General features: G+C 72.3%; 20 protein-coding genes. 13 read left to right on the top strand and 7 right to left on the bottom strand.

Annotation, left to right across the window (positions count from 1 at the left end; translation table 11 throughout):
* Positions 1-162: 162 nt before the first annotated feature.
* Complete coding sequence (locus DRB89_RS07050; RefSeq protein ID WP_112447577.1) at positions 163-990, bottom strand: AfsR/SARP family transcriptional regulator; 828 nt, start codon at positions 988-990, stop codon at positions 163-165.
* Positions 991-1,271: 281 nt separating this feature from the next.
* Here DRB89_RS07050 and DRB89_RS44300 point away from each other — a divergent pair, with 281 nt between their 5' ends.
* From DRB89_RS44300 to DRB89_RS07035, 4 genes are all read left to right on the top strand, one after another.
* The gene (locus DRB89_RS44300) at positions 1,272-1,499 is read left to right on the top strand and encodes a hypothetical protein (RefSeq protein ID WP_239516044.1); all 228 of its coding nucleotides are present in this window, start codon (positions 1,272-1,274) and stop codon (positions 1,497-1,499) included.
* Positions 1,496-3,748 carry a TOMM precursor leader peptide-binding protein gene (locus DRB89_RS07045; protein ID WP_239516043.1) on the top strand — a complete coding sequence of 751 codons (2,253 nt, stop codon included), beginning with the start codon at positions 1,496-1,498 and terminating at the stop codon, positions 3,746-3,748. The genes DRB89_RS44300 and DRB89_RS07045 overlap by 4 nt, the downstream gene beginning before the upstream one ends.
* Before the next feature lie 97 nt (positions 3,749-3,845).
* Positions 3,846-5,144, top strand: a complete 1,299-nt coding sequence (locus tag DRB89_RS07040) for a histidine kinase (protein WP_112447578.1) — start codon at positions 3,846-3,848, stop codon at positions 5,142-5,144.
* Between the two features lie 30 nt (positions 5,145-5,174).
* On the top strand, positions 5,175-5,789 hold the full coding sequence (locus tag DRB89_RS07035; protein ID WP_112447579.1) for a response regulator transcription factor: 615 nt from the start codon (positions 5,175-5,177) through the stop codon (positions 5,787-5,789).
* 14 nt (positions 5,790-5,803) lie between these two features.
* Here DRB89_RS07035 and DRB89_RS07030 read toward each other — a convergent pair whose 3' ends face one another.
* The 4 genes from DRB89_RS07030 to DRB89_RS07015 form a co-directional block, all read right to left on the bottom strand.
* Entirely contained in the window at positions 5,804-7,039 is a 1,236-nt protein-coding gene (locus tag DRB89_RS07030; protein WP_112447580.1) for an acyltransferase domain-containing protein, read from the bottom strand.
* Between the two features lie 40 nt (positions 7,040-7,079).
* Positions 7,080-8,795: a fatty acyl-AMP ligase gene (locus tag DRB89_RS07025; RefSeq protein WP_239516042.1), complete on the bottom strand. Its 1,716-nt coding sequence runs from the start codon at positions 8,793-8,795 to the stop codon at positions 7,080-7,082.
* Between the two features lie 219 nt (positions 8,796-9,014).
* Positions 9,015-9,227 (bottom strand): acyl-CoA carboxylase subunit epsilon, encoded by a 213-nt coding sequence (locus tag DRB89_RS07020; RefSeq protein WP_112447582.1) that lies wholly within the window; start codon positions 9,225-9,227, stop codon positions 9,015-9,017.
* A 147-nt stretch (positions 9,228-9,374) separates the two neighbouring features.
* Positions 9,375-9,995, bottom strand: a complete 621-nt coding sequence (locus tag DRB89_RS07015) for a hypothetical protein (RefSeq protein ID WP_112447583.1) — start codon at positions 9,993-9,995, stop codon at positions 9,375-9,377.
* A 163-nt stretch (positions 9,996-10,158) separates the two neighbouring features.
* Here DRB89_RS07015 and DRB89_RS07010 point away from each other — a divergent pair, with 163 nt between their 5' ends.
* From DRB89_RS07010 to DRB89_RS06970, 9 genes are all read left to right on the top strand, one after another.
* Positions 10,159-10,416 carry a hypothetical protein gene (locus DRB89_RS07010; protein WP_112447584.1) on the top strand — a complete coding sequence of 86 codons (258 nt, stop codon included), beginning with the start codon at positions 10,159-10,161 and terminating at the stop codon, positions 10,414-10,416.
* Between the two features lie 54 nt (positions 10,417-10,470).
* Complete coding sequence (locus DRB89_RS07005) at positions 10,471-12,213, top strand: acyl-CoA dehydrogenase (protein WP_112447585.1); 1,743 nt, start codon at positions 10,471-10,473, stop codon at positions 12,211-12,213.
* Positions 12,214-12,289: 76 nt separating this feature from the next.
* The gene (locus DRB89_RS07000; protein ID WP_239516041.1) at positions 12,290-13,123 is read left to right on the top strand and encodes a 4'-phosphopantetheinyl transferase superfamily protein; all 834 of its coding nucleotides are present in this window, start codon (positions 12,290-12,292) and stop codon (positions 13,121-13,123) included.
* Between the two features lie 89 nt (positions 13,124-13,212).
* Positions 13,213-14,007 carry an alpha/beta fold hydrolase gene (locus DRB89_RS06995; RefSeq protein WP_112447586.1) on the top strand — a complete coding sequence of 265 codons (795 nt, stop codon included), beginning with the start codon at positions 13,213-13,215 and terminating at the stop codon, positions 14,005-14,007.
* A gap of 118 nt (positions 14,008-14,125) precedes the next feature.
* Positions 14,126-14,974 (top strand): AfsR/SARP family transcriptional regulator, encoded by an 849-nt coding sequence (locus DRB89_RS06990; RefSeq protein WP_112447587.1) that lies wholly within the window; start codon positions 14,126-14,128, stop codon positions 14,972-14,974.
* Between the two features lie 20 nt (positions 14,975-14,994).
* Positions 14,995-15,264 carry an acyl carrier protein gene (locus DRB89_RS06985; RefSeq protein WP_112447588.1) on the top strand — a complete coding sequence of 90 codons (270 nt, stop codon included), beginning with the start codon at positions 14,995-14,997 and terminating at the stop codon, positions 15,262-15,264.
* Positions 15,261-16,025: a 3-oxoacyl-ACP reductase family protein gene (locus DRB89_RS06980; RefSeq protein WP_112447589.1), complete on the top strand. Its 765-nt coding sequence runs from the start codon at positions 15,261-15,263 to the stop codon at positions 16,023-16,025. The genes DRB89_RS06985 and DRB89_RS06980 overlap by 4 nt, the downstream gene beginning before the upstream one ends.
* On the top strand, positions 16,025-16,414 hold the full coding sequence (locus DRB89_RS06975) for a SchA/CurD-like domain-containing protein (protein WP_112447590.1): 390 nt from the start codon (positions 16,025-16,027) through the stop codon (positions 16,412-16,414). Before DRB89_RS06980 ends, DRB89_RS06975 begins: the two co-directional genes overlap by 1 nt.
* Complete coding sequence (locus DRB89_RS06970) at positions 16,411-16,863, top strand: DUF1772 domain-containing protein (RefSeq protein WP_112447591.1); 453 nt, start codon at positions 16,411-16,413, stop codon at positions 16,861-16,863. The genes DRB89_RS06975 and DRB89_RS06970 overlap by 4 nt, the downstream gene beginning before the upstream one ends.
* A gap of 265 nt (positions 16,864-17,128) precedes the next feature.
* Here DRB89_RS06970 and DRB89_RS06965 read toward each other — a convergent pair whose 3' ends face one another.
* Positions 17,129-17,440, bottom strand: coding sequence for an antibiotic biosynthesis monooxygenase family protein (locus DRB89_RS06965; protein WP_112447592.1), 312 nt, complete (start codon positions 17,438-17,440; stop codon positions 17,129-17,131).
* On the bottom strand, positions 17,437-19,089 hold the full coding sequence (locus DRB89_RS06960; RefSeq protein ID WP_112447593.1) for an FAD-dependent monooxygenase: 1,653 nt from the start codon (positions 19,087-19,089) through the stop codon (positions 17,437-17,439). Before DRB89_RS06960 ends, DRB89_RS06965 begins: the two co-directional genes overlap by 4 nt.
* Between the last annotated feature and the right edge of the window lie 8 nt (positions 19,090-19,097).

Here is a 19,097-nt window from a genome sequence, read left to right as displayed (position 1 = left end):
GCTAGGAACGACCCCTCAAAAGCCGTGGCCACGCGCCCTGGAGCCTGGCTCGAGCGGCGCTGCGGGCGGCCGCTGCTACGCGCGGCCACCGGCCATGTGCCGCCGGCCGCACGGCCACCGCTCCCCGGCCGCTGGTTCCCGGCCACCGCTCCCCGGCCGCGGCTACTCGGCCGCGGCCACGGGCTGGAGCACCCGGGGCATCCCGGCGCCGACCGGGTCGAACCGGTCGAGATCGCCCGAGAGCACGGCCTGGTGCAGCTGCTGGAGCGGCGCGGACGGTTCGAGCCCCAGTTCGCGCACCAAAGACCCCCGCAGCCTCTGGTACGCCTCGAGAGCCCGCCAGCCCCCGCCCGCCCGGTGCAGGGCGCGCATGAGCTGTCCGCAGAACCCCTCGTGGAGCGGATGGCGGGCCGCCAGCACCCGCAGTTCCGGGATCACCTCGGCATGGCGGCCGAGCCGGATGTCCGCCTCGATGCGCCGCTCCAGGGCGGCCGTGCGCTCCTCGTTGAGCCGCAGCACCTCGAGTTCCAGCACGGAACCCGCCCGTACGTCGACCAGCGCCGGGCCCTGCCACAGCGCGAGCGCGCGGCCGAGCAGTTCGGACGCGGCACGGTAGTCGCCGACGTCGTAGGCGGCCCGGCCGTGGCCGGCGAGCCTCTCGAACTCGTGGGCGTCGACCTGGCCCGGAGCCACCTGGAGCAGGTAGCCGCCGAACTGGGTGACGAGGACGTCCTTGGCGTCGAGCAGCGGATCCCCGTCGAGCGCTGCGCTGATCTTCCGGCGCAGCTGGAGGATGTACGTCTGCAGTGTGGTGGCCGCGCTGCGGGGGATGTCCTCGCCCCAGATCTCCTCCATCAGCGTGGGTACGGTGACGACCCGCTCGGCGTGGAGGGCGAGCAGCGCGAGCAGCTGCCTGGGCTTCGCGGCGCTCGGAACCACCGAGACGCCGCGCTCGTGGACGGCGAGCGACCCGAGTACTTTGATCTCCATGTGCGTGCTCCCCCTTGTCGGGCCACGGCCGCCGGCCAAACCCTGCGACGACCCTTTGGAGTCAGGTACGCAGACTCGCACCAAGGGGGCGCCGCGGCCCAGTGACCCACACATGAGGCGATTCATGAAAATGTCATAGGTGGCCGGTGACCGGTGCACTGCCGGTTCCATGAGGTCCCGCCCCAGACTCTCGACCCAGACAGACGTAAACGCAGCGCCGTTCGTCACAGGGGGAAGACATGAACGAGGCCCGGGACTATCTACGCTTCGCCGATCGCACCATGAGCACCGGACCTCAGCCCACGCCCGGACGGAGCTTCGACCGGGACCTCTCCTGGGCCTTGCTGGAGTTCGGCCTCGGAGCCGACGCAGTGGACTGGACGGCCGGCGCGACCGTCTCCATAGACGACCTGAGCGATGCTGCCGCCGCCGTCGGCAGCGCCGACTGGTGCATCCGCCCCTGCACGTGCGGCATGGGTGTCCCCTTCGCCGCTCAGGTGGCGGCGTGAGCCCGATACAGGAGCCCCTGGCGGGCCCCTTCGTCGCCTTCAAGCGCCACGTCAGAGCCGAGGCCGTGCCGGGCGAGGCCGCGTTCGTCCTGTCCGACAAGGGCGTGACCGTCCTGCGCGGCGGCGGGATCGAGAACCTCGTCCCGCTGCTCGACGGCAGCCGCACGCTCACCCAGTTGCTGAGGGACGCCTCCCGCAGCATGTCGATCGCCGAGGCGGGCCGGGCGCTGCGCAGCCTCGCCGAGGCCAACCTGGTGGGCTACCGGCACGCCGCCGATCTGACGGGCGAGGACACGGCCCTGGCCCAGGCCTACTGGGACCGCGCCGGCCTCGACGGGTACGAGGCGACGGCCGAGGTCGGCAGGGCGCCGGTGGCGGTGATCCCGGTCGGCGGGGTCGACACCACCGCGGCCCGCGCCGCCTGCAACGCCTCGGGGCTCAACGCGGTGGACGAGCACGCCGACGCCCCGCTGGCGCTCGTGCTGTGCTCGGACTACCTGGACCCGCAACTGCGGACCGTGGCGGCGCGCCTGCGGGTCCAGCGCCGGACCTGGCTGCTGGCCAGGCCCTTCGGCGCCGATCCCTGGACCGGACCGTTCTTCGCCCCGGACGGCAGCGGGCCCTGCTGGACCTGCCTGGCCCACCGGCTCTCCGAGCACCGCTTCAGCGAACTGCCCGTACAGCGCGCGCTGGGACTGGACGGACCCGCCGCGCGGCCGGCCCCGACCCTGTCCGCCGTGCGGTCCCTGGGACTGCACAGCGCCGTGCTGGAGATCTCCAAATGGCTCGCCGGACTGCGCTACCCGGAACAGCGGGCGGTCTGCGTCCTGGACAGCCTCAATCTGAGCACCGCCCACCACATGGTGATGCGCCGCCCGCAGTGCCCCGACTGCGGGGACCCCGCGATGGTCGCCGAGCGGACGGCACGGCCCGTGGCCCTGGTGTCCCGGCCTAAGGCCGAGGGCTCGGGCAGCAACGACCGCGCGATCTCCGCCGAGGGCATCCTCATCGAGAACCGCCGGCTGATCAGCCCGGTCACCGGCATCGTCACCAACGTCCGCCAGGTGCCGGGACTGCCCGACGGACTGCACGCCTACGACTCCGGCCACAACCTCGCCCTGCGCGGGCGCTCGCTCGCCGGGGTCCACGAGGTCCTGCGGGCCCGCAGCGGAGGCAAAGGGGCCACCGCCACCGAGGCGCGGGCGAGCGCCCTGTGCGAGGCGGCGGAACGGTACAGCGCCGCCCGCCAGGGCGATGAGCTCGTCATCCGGGACTCGCTGACGGGGCTGGGAGACCAGGCCCTGCACCCCAACGCCTACCAGTTGTTCGACGAGCGGCAGTACGCCGACCGGGAGCGCTGGAACGCGGTCGAGTCACCCTTCCACCGGGTCAGCGAACCCTTCGACCCGACGGCCGGGACCGACTGGACGCCGGTCTGGTCCCTCACCGCGGGGGTCCACCGGCTGCTCCCCACCTCCACCCTGTACTTCGGCGCGGGCGCGGGCGCGGGCGCGGGCGTCCGCGGCGACCACCTGTGGTCCGACTCCAACGGCAACGCGGCGGGCGGCAGCCTTGAGGACGCCGTCGTCCAGGGCGCCCTCGAACTCGTCGAGCGCGATGCCGTGGCCCTGTGGTGGTACAACCGGCTGCGCCTGCCGGGCCTCGACCTCGACGCCTTCGACGAGCCCTGGCTGGCGTCCACGCGATCCGCGCTGGAGCGGTCCGGCCGCCGGGTCTGGGCCCTGGACCTCACCTCCGACCTCGGCATCCCGGTCGTGGCGGTGGTGTCCCGGCACGACGCGGGGCCGGCCGACGGGTTCGTGTTCGGGTTCGGGGCGCACTTCGACCCGCGCCTGGCCCTGCGCAGGGCGCTCACCGAGATGGTGCAGATGCTTCCGGGCCGCGACGCCTCCGGTACGCCGCTGCCCGGCCAGCCGCAGTTGTTCCCCGATCCGGGGCAGAGTGCCCGGACGCCCGCCTCCTGGTCGTACGCCGGACGCCGCGAGGACCTCCTCGAAGACGTGCACCACATCCGGACCCTGCTGGAGTCGCACGGAATGGAACTCCTGGTCCTCGACCAGACGCGTCCGGACGTTGAAATTCCGGTTGTCAAGACCATCGTGCCGGGGTTGCGTCCCTTTTATGCCAGGTTCGCCCCGGGGAGGCTCTTCGACGTACCGCCGAGCCTCGGGCAGCGGGACGGTGCTCTCGCATTCGGGGAACTCAATCCGGTTCCACTGCCGTTGTAGATCGGGCAGGGCTGTCCGTTGCCTGCCCTTCACCTGGCCCGCTCGGCATATAGTGCGATCTCAGACTCTCCCGAATTGCGTACTGAGGAGTGAGCATATGACGGGCCGTTTCCGGACTGCGGACAACGACCTGACTCAGGGCGCGGGGCAAGCGGAAAGTTTAAGTCCGGACAAGCGCGGGCGACTTTCCGACATCCTGGCACCGCGTCTCGCCCAGGGCATCGTGATCACCGTCCTGACCGGGTACGGAATCATGACCCTGCTCAATGTCGAATTCGCCCTGCGCGGCCAGACCCGTGATCTCCTCATATGCGTGGCGGGCGTCCTGGTCCTCTACGGGGTTCAGATCGTCCTCACCCTGCCCCGGGCCCGGCGCTGGTCCACCGGCCGCAAATGCGGGGCCCTGGCCGTCCAGACCGTCCTCACCTTCTTCCCGCTGGTCGTGCTGAACACGGCCTGGGGCAGCGTGGCGGGACCGCTCAGCGCCTCGATCCTGCTGCTCCTGCCGCCCCGCGTCGCCTGGCCCGGCTTCGCGCTCATCACGGCCCTGGTGCTGGGCTGGGGGGTGAACAAGGGCGGCGGCACCGTCATGGACTTCGCCTACCTGGGCATCTCCACGGCTCTGACCGGACTCGTCGTCTACGGCCTCACCCGGCTCACCGACCTGGTCCGCGAAGTCCACGAGACCCGCGCCGAGATGGCCCGGATGGCCGTCACCCAAGAACGCCTGCGGTTCGCACGCGATCTGCACGACCTGCTGGGTTACAGCCTCTCCGCGATCTCGCTCAAGTGCGAGCTGGTCCAGCGCCTCGTGCCCGCCAACCCGGAGCGGGCGACCACCGAGATCATCTCGGTGCTCCAGGTCTCCCGGCAGGCGCTCGCGGACGTACGGCTGGTCGCCAGGGGCTACCGGTCCATGTCCCTGGCGACGGAGGCGGATTCGGTGGCCGACGTGATGGCCGCGGCCGATGTCGACGCCGTGGTGGACGTCGACTGCGGTCGGCTCCACCCTCTGGTGGACACTGTGCTCGCGACCGCCCTGCGCGAGGGAGTTACGAATATCCTCAGGCACAGCAAGGCGCAGAGCTGCACCATCCGGGCAGAGATCGTGGAGGAGACGGTGCGGCTGGTGCTCGACAACGACGGTGTGAGCGAGAGCCGCCCGTCGGATTCCGTGGACCGCGGCAGTGGGCTGGGGAATCTCGACATCCGGCTCACCGCCATCGGCGGCCGGCTGACCGCGGGTCCCGCCCCCGGTGGCCGGTTCCGCCTGACGGCCGAGGCACCACTCAGGCCTGTCACGGTCGATCAGACCGAGGCCCCGGAGCCACGGAGGAACGGGGTCGCCGGCATCACGCCGGCCGCGGTTCAGGACGCGGGGAGACCCGCCGCCTGAGCCGGCAAGGATTGAACGGGGGAACAACCAATGCTGACTCTGAAGATTCTTCTCGCCGAAGACGTGCACATGGTCCGCGGCGCGCTCGTCGCACTGTTGGAGATGGAGCCCGACTTCCAGGTGGTCGCCTCGGTCGACCGGGGCGACCTCATCCTGCCGTCCGCGCTGGAAACGCGCCCCGATGTCGCCATCATCGACATCGACCTGCCCGGCACCGACGGGCTGACGGCCGCCGCCGACCTGCACGAGAAGCTGCCGGACTGCCGCACGCTCATCCTGACCAGCCTCGGCAGGCCCGGCACCCTGCGCCGGGCGATGTCGGCCCGGGTCTCGGGGTTCCTGCTGAAGGACTCCCCGCCGGCCCGGCTGGCGCAGTCCGTACGGTCCGTCGCCGCGGGGCAGCGGGTCATCGACCCCGATCTCGCCCTCAGCGCCTGGGAGGCACCGGACAACCCGCTCTCGCCCAGGGAGACCCAGGTGCTCAGGCTGGCGGCCCGCGGTGCGGACACGGCCGAGATGGCCGTACAGCTCTTCCTCACCCAGGGCACCGTACGGAACTACCTGACGGCCATCGTGGACAAGCTCCGCGCACGCAACAGGATCGACGCCATCCGGATCGCGGAGGAGGCGGGCTGGATCCCGTAGCGTGCCCGCCGCGCTCAACCCAGGGCCAGCGGGCCCGCGTTGAGTGCGGAAAGGACCCCGGCCAGGTCCACCGCGTTCGTCTCGGGACCACGGCAGACCGCCAGACACTCGGGCCCCCGCGAACCGGCCATGCGCCGGAGGAACGGCATCAGCACGGCCTTGGGGCCGATCTCCACGACATGGCTCGGGGTCTGCTGGGCGAGCATCTGCCGCGCCGCGTCGACGAACCGCACCGGAGAGGTGATCTGGGCCGTCCAGTACGCGGCGTCCAGCGGTTCCTCGATCCTGCGCCCGTACACCGTGGAGTAGTACGGCACATGGGGCGCGGCACCCGCCAGATGCCGGGCGGCCGCCTCGAAGCGCGGGGTCACCGGTTCCATCAGCGGTGAGTGGAAGGCGTGGGTCACCTGGAGGAAGGCGCTGGCGATCCCGATCGCGGCCAGCCGGTCCCGGACCCGCTCCAGCCCCTCGATCTCGCCGGACAGCACGGTGGCCCGCGCCGCGTTGAAGGCTCCGATGGACACCCCCGGCTCGCTCGCGGCGGCCTCGGCCGCCTCGAAGGGATCGGCGCAGGTCGCCATCATCCCGCCCCCGGTGGGCAGGTACTGCATGTACATGCCCCGGAAGCACACCAGCCGGGCCGCGTCCTCCAGCGTCAGCGCGCCGGAGACGGCGGCCGCGGCGATCTCGCCGATGCCGTGGCCCAGCACGGCGACCGGGCGCACCTGCTCCTCCCGGAGCAGCGTCATCGCCAGCGCGTACTCGACGGCGAACAGCGCCGGCTGGGTCAGCGCCGTCTGGTGCACCCGCGGATCGCCGCCGAGGATCAGCTCGATGACGGACATGCCGAGGTAGGGGCGGATCGCCGCGTCGGCCTCCGCGAGGTGGTGCCGGTAGCCCGACAGGTGCTCGTACAGCGCGGCCGTCATCCGCGGGTGCTGGGAGCCCTGCCCGGTGAACACGAACGCGGCGCGCACCTGTCCGGGGCGCCGCCCCATGCCCTCCCGCATCGCGAGGAAGCGGGCCAGATCGCGGATGGTGGGATGGGCCCAGATGTCCGCCGGTTCCAGCAGCGGGCCGAATCTCTCCTCGATGTCACCGTAGAGTCCGAGCAGGCCGACCGAGTCGAGCCCCCATTCGGACAGCGGCTCGTCCGGGGGGACCTCCCGCCGTGCGTAGCCGCCGATCCGCTCGGCGAGCCACGTTGCGAAGACCCGCTCGTCAGGTTCGCCCGGTGCATCCGCGTTCACGTCCAGCTCCCTTCCGACTCGATGGCCGTACTGGCCGCGACTAGCGCGACGAACCGGCCGATGCCATCAGTTCCTTGTCGAGATGCTGGTACAGGGGCTGGATGCCGCCGCTGAGGAACAGCCGGCGCATCGCAGCCCGCTCCACCTTCCCGCTGGTGGTCCGCCGGACGGTGCCGGGACGCACCAGCAGGACCCCGCCCACCGCGATGTCGAACTCCTCGGCGAGGCAGCGCTGTACGTCCTTGGCGACCGCCTCCAGGTCCAGCGCGTAGCGCTCGTGCGTACGCAGCTCCTGGACCACGACGACGCGTTCGCGTTCGGCCGGCACGGCGAACGCCGTGCCCGTGCCGAAGAGGGTGCTGATCCGCTGCACCGCGTGTTCGAGGTCCTGTGGGTACAGATTGCGTCCGGCGACCACGATCATGTCCCGCAGCCTGCCGGTCACGTGGAGGCTCCCGTGGTGCAGGACACCCAGGTCACCCGTCCGCAGCTGGCAGCCCGCGCCGCCCGTCGAGGCCTCGAAGCGCTCCGCCGTGGCCGCGCGGTCGCGCCAGTAGCCCTGCGCGACCCCGGGTCCGGCCACCCAGATCTCACCGATCTTGCCGTCCGGGACCTCTTCGAGCGTCTCGGGGTCGACGATCCGCACCGTCGTGGCGGCCGTGTCGGGCGTGCCGCAGGACACCAGGGTGCGGACCGGTTTGCCCGGGCGCGGACCGCGCAGCTTGTGCTGCTCCAACGACTCGGCGTCCACCGTGAGCTCTTCGTCCGCCCCGGAGTCCGGTGCGGGGCCCCCCGTGACGATCAGGGTGGCCTCCGCGAGGCCGTACGCCGCGCGCATCGTTCCGGGGCGGAGCCCGGCGGAGGCGAACCGCTCGTGGAAGGACCGCAGGGTCCGGGGGCTCACCGGCTCCCCGCCGGAGACGGCGACCCGCCAGCGGGACAGGTCGAGACCGTCGAGCTGCTCGTCGGTGATCCGGCGCACGCACAGCTCGTACGCGAAGTCGGGGGCGCCGCTGACCTCGATGCCGTACCGGCTGACGGCCTCCAGCCAGCGCACGGGGCGTTTGACGAAGGCCTCCGGCTTCAGCAGCACCGAGGTGCCGCCGAGCCACAGCGGGTGCAGCAGCTGTCCGACCAGGCCCATGTCGTGGTGCAGCGGCAGCCAGCCGCCGATGCGGGCGCCGGGGCCCGTGCCCAGCAGCCGGCCCAGCGACTCCTGGTTGGCCAGCAGGTTCCCGTGGGTGACGACCACTCCGCGCGGGCTGCCGGTGGACCCCGAGGTGTACTGGAGGTAGGCGATCGTGTCCCGGTCGAGGTCCGGCAGCCGCCATTCGGTGTGGCCGGGCACCGCGTCGGCGGCGAGGCACAGGACGTGGCCGTGGCCCTGGAGGGCCAGCAGCCGGGAGACGTCGGGGGCCAGCGCGGCATCGGTGAGGACCGCGCAGGGGGCGGACTCCTTGACGATCCCGGTGACCCGCTCCTCGTGGTGGCCGCGGCCCCCGGTCACCGGGACCGGGACGGCTATGGCGCCCGAGTACAGGCAGGCGAGGAAGGAGACGGCGAACTGGCGGCGGGAGCCGTGGAGCAGCAGTACCCGCTCGCCGGCGGCACCGCGCTCCTGGAGCCAGCCGGCGAGCTCCCGGGCGGCGGCGTCCAGCGCCCGGTACGACACCGAGACGGCGCGGCCGCGCTCGTCGCTCTCCGGGAGCAGGACCAGCGCGTCGCGGTCGGGTGCCTGCCGCGTTCTGTCGAGCATCAGTTCGGTGAAACTTTGGTGGTGATCGGCCATTTCCGGGTCCCCCTGGCAATGTCTTGTGGGCGCGACAGGCACGCTTCGCCTCGGTGCCCGCTCCGCCCGGAGCAGGAACGTAGGTGCGCCGTCTCGAAGGCCGCTCGACCCTCGCTCAGGACGCTCGACCGTCACGGGGACCCTCCGGCCGGTGCTCCGGCCGCCGTTCGCGCGAGGGGCCCGGGATCAGGTCTGGGTGGCCCACCCGACGCGCGGGCGGCGGCGGCGCGTGCCGCCCCAGGGCACAGTGGGCGCCGTGGTCCCGTTCTCCCCGGCCTCGTCCGCCCCGAGGGCCCGCAGACGGGCGCACAGTACGGCGGTCAGCGCGGCGAGTTCCACGGCGTCCGGCCGTCCCCGCAGAACGGTGAACCGGATCTGCGCATCGTTGGACTCATCCATGCGTCCGATGCTGCGCCTTCGCCCTAGCAGGGCGCTCGCAGTCGGGTGCGTGCGCCGCAGGAGCGCCGCAGGAGCGCGGCAGGAGAGTGGCTGGAGTACGGGCGGACCGCGGCCGGAGCGCGGCGGGGGATCCGCCCGAGCCGCCGGTCAGGCAGCCCAGAGCAGCCGGGCGGGCTCCTCGGTGATCTGCGCCGAGGCCGAGAGCTTCGTCAGGCGGTCCAGGTAGCCGGCTCCGGACCGCACCTGCTCGCACCCCTCGGGATCCAGCCACCACAGCATCCCGGTGTACGCGTGCGGATCGGCCGCGGAGCGCAGCAGGCAGCTGCCCCCGAAGCCCGTGTCCGGTACGCACTGCCCGACCAGGGCGCCGAAGTCCAGCTCGAACTGCTCCGCTTCGCCCTCCAGCACGGCGTGTACGAAGACGACGCACGCGGCGTCCACGAGCTTGCCCCGGGCGGTCATCCGGCCCGCGCTGACCATGAGTTCGCTGTGCGCGGCCGTACACGTGCCGAGCCCGGGCAGCCGGGCGGCCGACTCCCCGCCCTCGTGCGAGACCTGGAGCAGCCGGTCCAGGGAACTCCACCGGTCGAGGTGCAGATACGTACCGGGACGGGTGATGGACTCCGCCGTCACCAGGGCCTCGAAGCCCTTGTGGGTTTCCCGTCGGCGGGCGTAGGCGACCAGCTCCCGCTCGAAGACGGCGGGATCGAGGGGAGTCGTCAGGCGCTCGATGACCGTCACCTGCGGGCCGCGCTCGTGTTGGGACATCGGCCGGACCCCCTCCTGCTTTCGTGCACGTGGAACGACTCTGCATGTCAGCACACCCTGCTTGAGTCCCACTCGAACGCGAGCGCGCGCGAGGGATCCTCAAGGCTCCGCCGAGCCGCAGGGACGACCGTGCCCTCCCGCTGTCAGAAGGGAAGTCACGACCATGCCCGATTCGAGCACGACCACCGGCACGCGTACCACCACAACAGCACACCCGTTCGCCGGGATCGTGCTCAGACGGGTGCTGCGGCCGCTGTGGAACGCCCTGGTGATCTACGGAACCCTGTGGCTGCCGACCGGTCAGTACCGCCTCCGCTACATGCCCGACGGAACCGTCGTCCCCCATCCGATAGACGAGCCGGAGGTGCCCGGCGGCGGCGATCGGATCCAGCCTGACCGGGAGACCTTGAGGGCCTCTTGAGCCGTGCCGGTTAAGCAGGACCCCGCGGGCCGCACACGAGGACGGAGAGCAGCCATGACGACGGTGGCGAACAGGGCGGACTCCTCGGAGGCCGCCGTTCAGGAACGCATCGCGCAACTCGAACACGACTTCGGTGATCTTGACGACCCGGGGAACCCGATGGGCGCGGAGCAGTTCCTCGCCGCCGACGAGCGCGGACGGCTGCTGCCGGCCGCCGAGCGGCTGCTCGACGGCTTCGGCCTCAACGCCGAGTTCGTTCCCAGGGAGCTCGGGGGCAGGCTCGACCGGATCGACGCCCTGTCCCGGGTGCTGCGCGCCGTGTTCCGGCGGGACGCGGCACTGGGGCTCGGCTACGGACTGAACTCCTACATGGCGTCCGTCATCATCTGGGCGGACGGTACGCCGGACCAGCGCCGGGACACCGCGGAACTGCTGCTGGGCGGCGGCCGGATGGCGTGCGCCTACCCGGAGCCCGCCCAGGGCAACGACTTCCTGGCCAATCGGCTCAGCGCGCGGCCGGACGGCGACGGCTACCTGCTGTCCGGCCGCAAGGAGGCCCTCAACGGAGTCGCCTCCGCCCAGTCGCTGCTGCTGTTCGCGCACACCCCGGGCGCCGGGGAGGGAGAGCTGAGCGCCTTCCTGATGCCGGGCCCCGACAGCCCGGCCGGCGCCAACCTGGGGCTCACGCCCCGGCGCCGGACCGTCGGCATCCGCGGCTGCGCGGTCCAAGGCCTGGAGTTCGACGGGCACCACGTCACCCGCGAGATGCTGGTCGGGGCGGCCGGCGCGGGCGCCCGGCTCGCGGAACGGGCCTTCCCGCTGACGCGCAGCACCGGCCTTTCCATGGCACTGGGCTGCGCCGACACCGCGCTGCGCACGACGACGGCCTTCGCACGCTCGCACCGCTCCCGCAGCCGGGCCTCGCTGCACACGGCCCGTACCCGCACCGCCCTGGTGGACGCCTTCACGGACCTGCTGATCTGCGACTGCGTCTCGCTGGTGGCCACCCGGTCGGTGCACCTGCTGCCCGGCGAGAGCCGGACGCTGGGCGCGGTCGCCAAATACCTCCTGCCGACCGTGCTCAACGAGGCCATCTACGACCTGTCGATCGTGCTCGGCGCCGAGTCCTATGCCAGGACCGGGAGTTACGGGATCTTCCAGAAGGCGGCCCGCGACCTGCCGATGATCGGCCTCGGCAGCGCGGGCACCGCCGCCAGCCGGGCGGTGATCATCGCCCAGCTGCTGTGGCTGCCGGAGCTGCCCGCGTCCTGCGGGGCGGAGGCGCCCGCCGCCCTGTTCCGGCCGTTCGACGCCGACCTTCCCCCGTACCGGCGGGAGGAGCTGGTGCCCGCACCCGAGGGTGATGCGCTGCTCGCCTCGCTCGCGCACTCGGCGCGGTACGCGTCCGTCGTCAGCGGGCCGCTGGGCGAGGCGCTCGCCGAAGCCGCGGCGGCGCTCACCGAGCAGCTGCGCGGGCTGCTGGACTCCTGCGCGGCGCTGACCGACCACCCGGCGGGCCGTCCGGTGAGCCCCCGCGCGTACGCCATGGCCGACCGGTACGCGCTGATCGCCGCGGGCGCGGCCTGCCTCGGCGTCTGGCGCCACCAGCGCGGGACCGGCGGCTTCCTCGCGGACCCCGCGTGGGTGGCGATGGCGCTGACCCGGATCGCGGGCCGGCTCGACCAGTCCGCGGCCCGCCCCCTGCCGCTCGGCGAGGAGCGCCTGCTCACCGAGCTGCTGCACCGCTTCGACGACGCCCGCAGCTACGACCTGTACGCGACCGCGATCGGCAGCTGACGCACGACCCCGGAGGTAGGACCATGAGCAACCCAGCGGCGGCGCAAACGAGCCCCACACGGCCCACGGAGGCGTGATGGAACGGCTGACGGAAGGCCCCTCGCATCCGGTGATGCGTCCGCTGCGGCAGCGCGGGCCCACGGAATCCTGGCAGCCGGTGCGCCACGAGATGGCCACCCGCGGCACCTGCGTCGTCTACGCGGCCGTCGGCGATTGGCTGCCGCCGGACCTGGACGCCCCCGCCCTGGCCGCCGACCTGGGCCCCGACGTCCGGCGGATGCGGCGGATGACCCATGCCCAGAACCGGGCCCGGTTCGTCGCCTCCAGGCTGCTGTTGAAATCGGCGGCCAGCGCCGTACTGGGCACGCGGCCCAGCGAACTGGAACTCGCCTACAAGATCGGCGGACGCCCGCACCTGCGCGGGATCGACCAGCTCGACGTCAGCCTCAGCCACACCGACGACCTGGTCGTCGTGGGCCTGACCCGGTTCGGCCGGATCGGCGTGGACACCGAGTCCACGGACCGCAGGATGCTCGACCTCGGCACGGAACGCCAAGCCTGCACCCCGCACGAGCTGGAGGCGCTGGAGCAGGTGCCGCTGGAGCGGCGCAACCGTGAGCTCGTGCGCCTGTGGACCCTCAAAGAGGCCTACAGCAAGGCCATCGGCCAGGGGCTGCGCTTCCGCTTCACCGAGTTCGGCTTCGGCCCGAACGACGAGGGGGTACGGATGCTCCGGCCCGACGGGACGCCGGGGACCGGCTGGGAATGGTCCTTCCACAGCTGGCAGACGGCCGACTCCTACACGGTCAGCGCCGCCCTCTACGATCCGGGATTCGACGCCCGCCACCGGTCCTCCGGAGTGCTGCCCCTGCTTCCGGTGCTCACCGACCCGCGCTCCAGCGCCAGTTGAGCCGGGGGCGAGGACCGGCGGTGACTCTCTGATCCCGCAGGCGGCCAGCCGCCGACCGCGGACCCGGTCAGTTTGGGAAGGGAGTCCGGATGCCTCGTTGTCTCGCGGTCCGTCCGCCGGCCGGTCCGGCCGGAATCCGGCTGTTCTGCTTCCACCACGCCGGCGCCGGCGCCATGACCTTCGCCGGGTGGAAGCGGGCCGTCGGCCCCGGGGTCTCCGTACTGCCGGTACGGCTGCCCGGCCGGGAGTCCCGGCTGCGGGAGCCCCGCGTCACCGACGGCGACCAGCTGATCCAGGAGCTCACCGAAGACCTCGGGGAGATCCTGGACGGGCCGGAACCCTACGCCTTCTACGGGCACAGCCTGGGCGCGATGGTCGCCTACCGGTTCGCCGAGCACCTCGTGCGCACCGGCCGGCGCCCGCCGCTGATGCTGCTGGTCGGTGCCAGTCCCGCACCCCAACTGCCCTCCGCCGTACTCGACGGGGCCCGCGCCCTGCGGCCCGACGCCCCGGACAAAGAGCTGCTCAAGGCACTCGGGGACGAGGACAGCCTGCCGCGGGAGCTGCTCGCGCGGCCCGGCTGGCTCAGCCTCACCCTGGACACCCTGCGGGCCGATCTGCGACTGGCCCGCAGTCTGCGGTCCGCACCGGTCGTCCCGTTGCCCTGCCCCGTCAGGGCCTTCGCGGGATCGGAGGACCCGCTGGTCTCCCCGGCCGAGGTCGGCGCCTGGGCCCAATGCACGACAGCGGGGTTCCGCATGCGGATCCTGCCGGGTGCCCACTTCTTCGTACGGGGCGACGAACTGCCCCGGCTCGTCGGGGAGGCACTGCACATCGAATCGGCGCTCGCCGAAGCCCCGCCGCTCGGGGCCGCGGCGAGCTGAGCCGCTCCGCCAGGGCGCGGCCGTGCGGCGCATCCCCGGGATGCGCCCCCAGGACGCGTCGTCAGGACGCGTCACCGAGGCGATCCCAACCCCCCAACCACGAGGAGCTGTTCAAGGCATGGACATCAGCGTGCTCGGTCCATTCCGAGCCACTCAGTCCGGTGTTCCCCTCCACCTGACCGCCGTCAAGCCGCGCAAGGTCTTCGCGCTGCTGGCCCTCCAGGCCGACCAGGTCGTCTCGGTGGCCTCGCTGGTGGAGGAGGTATGGGGAGAGAGCCCGCCGCGCAGTGTGCAGACCACCCTGCAGACGTACATCCTCCAGATCCGCCACCTCATCGGCGCCGCGCTCCGCGAGGAGCCGGCCGGTGCCGGACTGCCCCGCGGGGCCAAGAGCGTCCTGGTCACCGAGCCGGGCGGCTACCGGCTGGACACCCAGGGCGGGCTCATCGACGCGCAGGAGTTCGACGCGCTGTCCTCCGCGGGCCACCGTGCCCTCGACCACGGGGAGTGGCAGCAGGCGTCCGCGTACTTCGGACGCGCCCTCTCCCTGTGGCACGGGCGGGCGCTGGCCGACGTCCAGTGCGGCGTGCTCCTCGAAGCCGAGGCCACCCGCCTCGACGAATCGCGCATGAGCGTGCTTCACCGCCGAATCGAGGCGGATTTGAGGCTCGGCCGCCACCATGAGCTCATCGGCGAACTGTCCGGGCTCGCCGCCCGGCACCCCTTGCACGAGGCGCTGCACGAGCAGCTGATGCTCGCGCTGTACCGGGCCGGTCGGCGCAGTGACGCACTGATCGTCTACCGGCAGCTGCGCGCCTCCCTCAACCAGAGTCTGGGGCTCGACCCCTCACACAGCATCGAGTACCTGCACCGAGCGGTCCTCGACTCCTCGCCGCAGCTCGACCTGGAGGGAACCCGGATGCTGTCCGGTGTCTCGGGAATCCCGCTGCTGGCGAGGGCCAACTGATTCTCCTGAGAGGAATCATCGTGAGCGACATAACCCTGTCCGAACTCGGTGAGCTGCTGCTCGAGTGCGTCGGAGCGCCGGAGGAGGGAATGGCGTTCGAGGGCGATGAGGCCCTGGACACCCCGTTCCTCGAGTTCGGCTACGACTCCCTCGCCCTGCTTCAGGTCACCAGCGTGATCAACCGTACGTACGGCATCGTGCTGAACGACGACGCGGTCGCGGAGGCGGAGACCCCCCGCCTGCTGCTCGCACTGATCCGTACGGCTCCGCGGGCCGGAGCCGTACGGTGACCGACGCTCTTTCGGGTCCCGCCGGCTTCGCCGGCAAGCGGGTCGTCGTCACCGGCGCCACCCGCGGCATCGGCCGGGCGACGGCTCTCGCCTTCGCCCGGTCCGGTGCCCGGCTCGTCGTCTCGTACCGCAGCGACGGCGAGCTGGCCAAGGCACTGGGCGTCGAGCTGGAGCAGCTCGGCGCCGAGTTCGAGCTCGTCCAGGCCGATCTGACCACGCGCGAAGGCGCCGGACTGCTGGCCGCCACGGCCACGGAGCGGTTCGGCGGGGTCGACGTGCTGGTCAACAACCTCGGGGTCGACGGGCACGTGCCCTTCGGCAAGCTCTCCGAGGCGGAGTGGCACCGCGTGCTGGACCACAACGCCACGTCGGCGTACCTGGTGACGCAGGCGGTGCTGGAAACCATGGGGGACGCCGCCGCGGGCGGTGCGATCGTGAACATCGGCGCCTCGGTGGCCCTGCGGGGCCGGCCGTTCGGCGTCCACTACAGCACCTCCAAGGCCGCCCTGGTCGGGTTCACGCGCGCGCTCGCCAAGGAGCTCGGGCCGCGCGGGATCAGGGTCAACCTGGTCGCGCCCGGGGTCACCGAGACGGAACCGGGCGGCGGAATGCCCCCGCCGCTCGTCGCCAAGCTCACCGCGCTGACCGCGCTGGGGCGCCTCGGGCAACCGGAGGACGTGGCGGGGGCGGTGCTCTACCTCGCCGGGGACTCGGCCTCGTACGTCACCGGCACCACGATCGAAGTCGACGGAGGAATCTGATGCCCTACGCAGCCATCACGTACAAGGTCAAGCCCGGCCACGAGGACGAGATCGCGGCGATCTTCGCGGCGTTCGAGCGGGTCGACACACCCGACTTCGCGGGGGAGACCGGGGACGCGGCCGGCCGGCTGCTCGGCACCGCGGTGTTCGTCAAGGACGAGAACATCGTCCGGGTCATCCACTACGAAGGCGACTTCGCGGCGGTCGGCCGGCACATGTCCACGCAGAAGGGCGTCCACGTCCTGGAGGAGAAGCTGGCGCCGTTCCTCGCGGAGCAGCGGGACACCGCCGCGCCGCAGGACTTCGCGGAGTACTTCCGCAAGGCGATCATGCGCAGTGTCCAGCAGCTGACCGTCGACACCCACCCCGTGGGTGCCCCGGCGTCATGATCGAGGCGTTGGGCGTGGCGGCCCTGCTCGGCAGCGGCGTCACCGCGGGAGTGCTCTTCGCCGTCGCGCTGAGCGTCGTACCGGCGCTCTCCGCGATGCCGGCCGGCACGTACATCTACGCGCACAAGCTGCTGGGCCGGAACTGGGATCCCACGATGCCGGTCATCGTGCTCGGCAGCACCCTGGTCAACGGCGTGCTGGCCGTGCTGGCGGACGGCTCGGCGCGGCTGCTCTTCGGGGCCGCGGCCGTGCTGCTGCTGGGGGTCTCGGGGGTCTCCCACCTCTGCAACGTGCCGATCAACCGCCGGGTCAAGTCGATCACCGACGAGTCCGCGATCCCCTCGGACTGGGAGGACCCGCGCCCCTTGTGGCGGAGCTACCACCACCTGCGGACGGTTCTGGCCGTCCTGGCGCTGCTCGTCACGTCGGCGGGGGTGACTACGCTCTGACCGGCCGCGCCCCTCAGCGCACCGTGCCGGGAGGCCGGCCCCGTACCCACGGGGCCGGCCTCCCGGTGTTCGGCCCTCCCTGCGTCCGGAGAGTGCGCACCGCGCGGCCCGCAGGGCCCGTCCCGTACGGCGGGCCGGACAGCACGATGCCCCTGCGGTGGCGGCCTTCGACGGGCGAAGGCCGCGCAGGGGCAACCGATACGGGACCACCCGGCAGCCTGGGGAGAGGCTGCCGGGTGGTCCTTGCGTGCGGTGCGGGCCGCCGTCAGGCAGCCGACGCGGGGACGATGTGGCGGACGATCTCCGTCACGTTCATGCCGCCGCCCTTGCGGTACGGCTTCAGCCGCTGGCGGTGGACGACGTGGCGGGCGCTCAGCTCGAAGGCGCGGAACCGCGGTTCGTCCTCCCAGTCCGTGAGGACCCAGTAGACGCCCTCGTCCTCCGTGTCGCGCACCAGCGTCTGGCCGAGGTTCGCCGGCTCGCGGGAGATCGACTCGCCGATCTCCGACCAGGTCTGCTCGAAGTCCCGGGCCAGCTCGGGGAAGATCTCCATACGCAGGATCACTCGGTGGGTCATCGCTCCTCATGCCTTCCCAGCAGGCGCTCCATCGCGGAGCGCAGCGTGTTGCGGGTGAATACCGGGGCGTCGCCGCAACGCCAGGCGACCACCCCGTCGGGCCGTACCAGGACCGCACCCTGGGCGGTCACCCCGTACAGCTCCGGCCAGCGGTCGTCGAGGTCGGTCAGTTCCGAGCCGACTCCGTACACCGCCAGCGGTACGCCCAGTTCGTGCGAGACCGCGCGGGCCGCGTCCAGCCACGGGCCGTTGACGGGGCCCGTGAGCAGCACCGGCCGGTCCCCGAACAGGTCCAGGGCGGAGATCTCCGAGCCGCCCTTCAGCAGGCGCAGGTGCGGCGCCCGGCTGCCGGGCCGGCCGTGGTTCTGCGCGGACCACACCCCGTGCCCCGCCGGCATGCCCTCGTCCCAGGGCGTCACCGCGGAGGAGCTGTACCGCCAGGAGAGCCAGACCAGGGCGTCCTCGACGATGTCGGGGTGCGCGGGCTCCTGTTCGCGGCCGTCCAGGCGCACCCGGTCCTTCGATCGCAGCACCGCCTGCTCGACCGTCGCGGCGGAGACCGGGCGGCGCTCCTCGTCGTAGCTGTCCAGCAGGGCCGGGTCGGCCCAGCCGTCGATGACGGCGGAGAGCTTCCAGGCCAGGTTGTGGGCGTCCTGGATGCCCGTACTGGAACCGAAACCGCCGCTGGGCGGCATCACGTGCGCCGCGTCCCCGACCAGGAAGACCCGGCCGCCGCGGAACGAGGAGGCCGTGCGGGCCGCGCTCTCCCACGGGGAGGCGGAGAGGATCTCGGGCGCGAGGCCGGGGACACCGGCCGCCGCGCGGACCAGGTCCGCGCACCGCTGCGGGGTGAAGGACTCCAGCGGCTCCGACTCCGGGTCGTACACGAGGTGCAGCAGCCACTCGTCGGTGTTGTTGAGGGGCATCAGCGCGCCCCGCACTTGCTCGTTGAACACGTAGCACATCAGGAAGCGGCGGCCGGCGAACTGCTCGGTCAGGTCGGCGCGGAAGTGCACGTTCACGTAGTGGCCGAGCACCTCCCCGTCGAAGGGGATCCCCAGGGACTGGCGGACCCCGCTGTGGGCGCCGTCCGCCGCGACGAGGTAGCGGGCCTTGATCTCCCGCTCGGCGCCGGTGGCGCGGTCCCTGACGTACGCGGTGACCTCCTCGCCCTCGGGCCCCTCCTGATCGACGGAGAGCAGCTCGGTGTTGAACCGCAAGGCCACGCCGAGCCGCTCGGCGCGTCCCCGCAGCACGTCCTCCAGCTCGCCCTGGTGGCACAGCGCCCAGCCCGTCGGCGACAGCAGGCCGATGTCGGCCTGCACGTCCATGACGTACTTCTCGTCGAGCGTTCCGAGTTCCGGCCCGGCCAGTGAACCGGCCGTCACCACCCCGGAGTTCCCGGCGAGAAGGCGCGCCGAGGGCATGGCCCTGATCTCCTGCTCGACACCGGCCGAGCGCATCAGCTCCATGGCCCGCGGATGGACCCCGCGGGCGCGCGGGTGCCCGGAGAGCTCGGGCTGCCGCTCGACGAGCAGGCAGTCCACCCCCTGCTGGGCGAGGAAGACGGCAGTGGACAGCCCTGCCAGCCCCCCGCCGACCACGAGGACGTCGACGTTCCGGAGCGTGCTCCGGGTGGTACTCAGCACAGCCTCAC

Source organism: Streptomyces sp. ICC4 (assembly GCF_003287915.1).
GTDB classification, from domain to species: domain Bacteria; phylum Actinomycetota; class Actinomycetes; order Streptomycetales; family Streptomycetaceae; genus Streptomyces; species Streptomyces tritrimontium.
Note: the sequence above shows the minus strand (reverse complement) of the source record. Positions and strands in the feature narration are given on the sequence as shown.